We start from the raw sequence: 4,359 nt of genomic DNA on the forward strand, positions 1-4,359 counted from the left end.
TGGTTTTTGCTGGGAGGTCGCAGAGCGGGCGTCCTGCCCGCCTGCCGACGCACGGCATCCATGCCGTGCCCCTGACGGGCTAATTCCCGGCAAAACCTGCGGTGCTCGGCGCGGCAAACGGGAGGGGGCTTCCGAGTGACTTGTAAATATAAATCCAGATTAACAGCGCTATCAAAATAGAATCAGTTATTTCAAGGCCTTTTCCCAGCGGCTAATCACTGTTGTCGCTAAACTATTGCCTAGTACGTTGCTAGCGCTTCGCCCCATGTCTAGCAATTGGTCAACACCTAACAGCAGTAAAATACCGGCTTCGGGGATATGAAATAAGCTTAACGTCGCTGAAATAACAACCAATGATGCGCGCGGCACCCCTGCGACGCCTTTGCTAGTAAACAATAAGACTAATAACATTAAGGCTTGCTGGCCTAAGCTCATTTCTATGCCATAGGCTTGGGCGATGAATAATACCGCAAACGTCATATACATCATGCTACCGTCTAAATTAAACGAATAGCCGAGTGGTAAGACAAAACCGGCTATTTTGGCATCGCAACCTAAGCGTTCTAATTGTTGTAACAGCTTAGGGTAGGCGGCTTCGCTACTGGCCGTACCAAATGCCAGCAATAACGGTTCGCGGATATGGCGTAATAAAGACAGTATTTTTTTGCCACCCAGTATTAACACGCCTATGCTGATTAAACATAACCATAACGTCAATAAGCCTAAATAAAATTCGGCAATAAAAATACCGTAGGTTGCTAATAAACTTAAACCTTGTTTAGCAATAACGGCGGTTAACGCCGCAAAAACAGCGATGGGAGCGGCATACATGACATAAGTAGTCACTTTTAACATGATATGCGCTAATGAATCTAAGGCTTTTAGCATAGGGTCGGCTAATTCGCCAAGTTGTGCTGAGGCGACGCCAAAGAAAACCGAAAACACGACGATTTGTAGAATTTCATTCGCGGATAAGGCCGAAAAAATGCTGGTAGGAAAAATGTGGGTTGCAAACGTGCGTAAAGACAGCCCGTTTTCAGGCAGTTGGCTTGCGTGAGCATCGCTAGGCAACGCAATATGTAAGCTTTCGCCTGGCGTGAATACGTTTACCAATATCATGCCTAAGACTAAACTCATTAGTGAAGCGGATAAAAACCAGGCTAAGGCTTTTAAGCCTACACGCCCAACGGTATGCGCATCGCCCATTTTGCCTATGCCCACGACTAGCGTCGCAAACACTAACGGAGCAATAATCATCTTAATTAACCGCATAAAACAGTCGGTGACAACGGACAATGTTTCAATCAGTACCGCTAAGGTGGGATTTAGCGTACCGGTTGCGGTTACGCCAAAGCTTAGATGCAATAACTCGCCGACAATAATGCCTAAGCCTAGCGCGATGAGCACATAAAGCGTTTGCCGATTAGGTTGGGCCGGTGCGTGCGGGTGTGTCATGATGACATCCTAAGTAACTGTGCAAAAGTCTTTTAATAAATAAGCCTGATTTTAGAGGCTTGTAGGTATAAAAGTGTTAAACAATTTATGAGCGGTTACTTAAAACCTGGCTACATCGTTCCCACGCTCTGCGTGGGAATGCGCTGCAGCCGCTCTGGCGGTGTGAAACGAGACGCAGAGCGTTCTGGCTACGCTCCCACGCTAGAGCGTGGGAGCGATGAAATCCTGGTGCGTTTAAAGGTACTGAGTTTAGCTTAGGCATTCACATCAACGCTAATAGAAATCGCTTTAGTTGGCTTCAAACAAAGACGTTAAGTCTTCGGCGCTTAGCTGCAAGCCGTTTTCATGGTTTTCAGCTTGATAAATACCTTGTGCTAACGCTTTTTTCTTCTCTTGCATACTAATGATTTTTTCTTCGACGGTGTTTTCAGTGATTAATTTATAAACAAACACCGGCTTGTCCTGGCCTATGCGATAGGCGCGGTCGGCGGCTTGGTTTTCTGCGGCAGGATTCCACCACGGGTCATAAATAATCACGGTATCGGCTTCGGTGAGGTTTAAGCCGACGCCACCGGCTTTTAAGCTGATTAAGAACACGTTAACGTCACCGTTTTTAAACGCATTAATGGCGTCATCGCGTTTTTTAGTTTGGCCGGTCAGTTTAGCGTAACCGATGTTAGCCGTAGTCAGTTCGTGTTCGATGAGCGCAATCATGCGGGTAAATTGCGAGAACACTAAAATGCGTCGGCCTTCCTCTAATTGCTCAGGCAATAACTCCATGAGCAAATCTAATTTAGCCGATTCTTTAACTTTCTGGGCTTCTTTTAAGCTCAGTGTGCGTGGATCACAGCAGGTTTGGCGTAGCTTTAATAACGCATCTAAAATCGTAATGTGGCTACGCGATAAGCCTTGCTGGGCTATGGCATCACGCACGCGTTGTTCCATAGTAATACGAATGCTTTCATAGAGCGCGGCTTGTTTGGGGTAAAGCGGGACTGAGCGGATAATTTCAGTTTTTTCAGGTAATTCGGTAGCGACTTCTTGTTTGGTACGGCGCAACATAAACGGTGCAACACGTTGTGCTAATCGCTTGCGGCTATCTCCATCCCCATAGCTTTCTATAGGTGTGCGATACAGTTTTTTGAAATGGGCTAAGTTGCCTAAAAAGCCTGGCATTAAAAAATCAAATTGTGCCCATAATTCACCTAAATGATTTTCCATAGGCGTACCGGTTAAGCACAGTCTATGCGTGGATTTAATTTGCCTGACTAGTTGCGCGGCTTTGGCTAAAGGGTTTTTAATGGTTTGTGCTTCATCGAGAATAAGATAGTAATAACTTTGTTCAAGTAAGTTATCTTCATCTCTAGGCAATAGCGGATAAGTGGTTAACACTAAATCATGGCTTTTAATTTCACTAAACAATTGCTTACGTTCAACACCTTGTAACACTAACACGCTTAAATCAGGGGTAAAGCGTTGTGCTTCGCGTCGCCAGTTACTCATTAAACTGGTGGGTGCAATGATTAAGCAAGGGCCTTGCATTCGGCCGGACTGTTTTTCTAACAGCAAGTGGCTTAAGGTTTGTATGGTCTTACCCAGGCCCATATCATCGGCTAAAATACCACCGAACTGGTATTCGCGTAAAAATTGCAGCCAGTTTAAGCCATGTTGCTGATACGGCCTAAGCTCTGCATGAAAGTTAACCGGAGGCTGTACCGTTTGAATGCCGGAAAAGTCTTTTAGTTTTTGCGCCAGTTCGCGTAATTGTTGGCTGCCTTTAATCGCAAATAAGCCATAGCTATGCTGTTCTAAATCGGCAATACTGGCGGCATGAAATAACGATAAGCGTAACGAACCGTCTTGCGCTAAGGCGTTGCCATTAAACATTTCATATAACACGTTTATAACGGGTTTTAACTTACCGGTAGGCAGGTTTAAATAGGTGTGGTCGTTCAGTGGGATGTATAAATGCTCCGGTAAGTTCTCTAAATCATAATGCTCTAATACCGATGTGATTAAGGGCAGTAATGCGTAAGATTGACCATCTATTTCAATATTAAAGCGCATTTCAAACCAATTATTTTCATTCTCACTAAATTCGGCTTCCCAATAATCGGCCTGTTCAAAACGTAAATGAAAGCTATCGTCGATAACTACTTCCCAATGATGCTGTTCAAGCTTATCGCGCATATCCGTTAAGAAATGTCCCCAACGCTTGGCGCTATCGAATTTGGTTTGCTCACTAGGGCTATAAAAAATAAGCTCATGGCCTGCAAGAGCCAATAAATTGGCAGGTAGCCTAGCAAAGCCTAGATTTAATAAGGTTTCAGCGAAAGTTGCCTCTAATAGCAAATCCCGTTGAATGCGCACCATACTGCCGTCTTGTGCTTTGCTGACGCTAAACTCAGTTTCTGGTAAGCCTGATAGGCAGTATCCATCGTAATAAAAGCGCAGTTTTATTACGTGTAAATATTGATTAGTCGCTACGGTTGTGCCGAATAAGGTAACTTGGGGTCTAGGTTGTTTGTCTAGTAAATCCTTAATCTGTACCGGTTTAGGTGCAGGTAACGGCAGGTTAGGGTAGTCAAGTAATAGCTTTTGACTGAACTCTTCGGCAAATTCAGCCGGAATCACTGGTGCTTGCAGAAATTTCTTAAGTTGCTCGGTGCTTGGGCAAGGTTGACTGAGTTCGCTTAGGGTTAAGGTTTTGGTATTTAATAAAAATGCAGGTTCGGTAAAGATTAATACGACATGCTCAGGTTGCTCGATTTTCAGCGTATAGTCGCCTTTATCGGTGGTTTGCCAAGCCATGCTGAGTGCAGTTGGTGGCTCTAAGCTAATAGGTGCTTGGTCATTAGTGTGCCAATATAACCGTCTTGTTTTTAACATGTGACTCAGCGCTAA

At 44.6% G+C, this 4,359-nt stretch carries 2 protein-coding genes; both read right to left on the minus strand.

Translation table 11 applies throughout. From position 1 onward, the window contains the following. Window positions 1–186: 186 nt before the first annotated feature. On the minus strand, window positions 187–1,455 hold the full coding sequence (locus tag VZ94_RS19915) for a dicarboxylate/amino acid:cation symporter (protein WP_045780564.1): 1,269 nt from the start codon (window positions 1,453–1,455) through the stop codon (window positions 187–189). Window positions 1,456–1,743: 288 nt separating this feature from the next. Further along, window positions 1,744–4,359 (minus strand): DEAD/DEAH box helicase (locus VZ94_RS19920; protein ID WP_045780565.1); only part of this gene is annotated, 2,616 nt, incomplete at its 5' end.

The organism is Methylocucumis oryzae (assembly GCF_000963695.1).
In the GTDB taxonomy this organism is placed as follows: Bacteria; Pseudomonadota; Gammaproteobacteria; order Methylococcales; family Methylomonadaceae; genus Methylovulum; species Methylovulum oryzae.

Coding starts and splice junctions, on each gene's coding strand:
- VZ94_RS19915 (WP_045780564.1), bottom strand. CDS start 1,455: ATGACACACCCGCACGCACCGGCCCAACCTAATCGGCAAACGCTTTAT.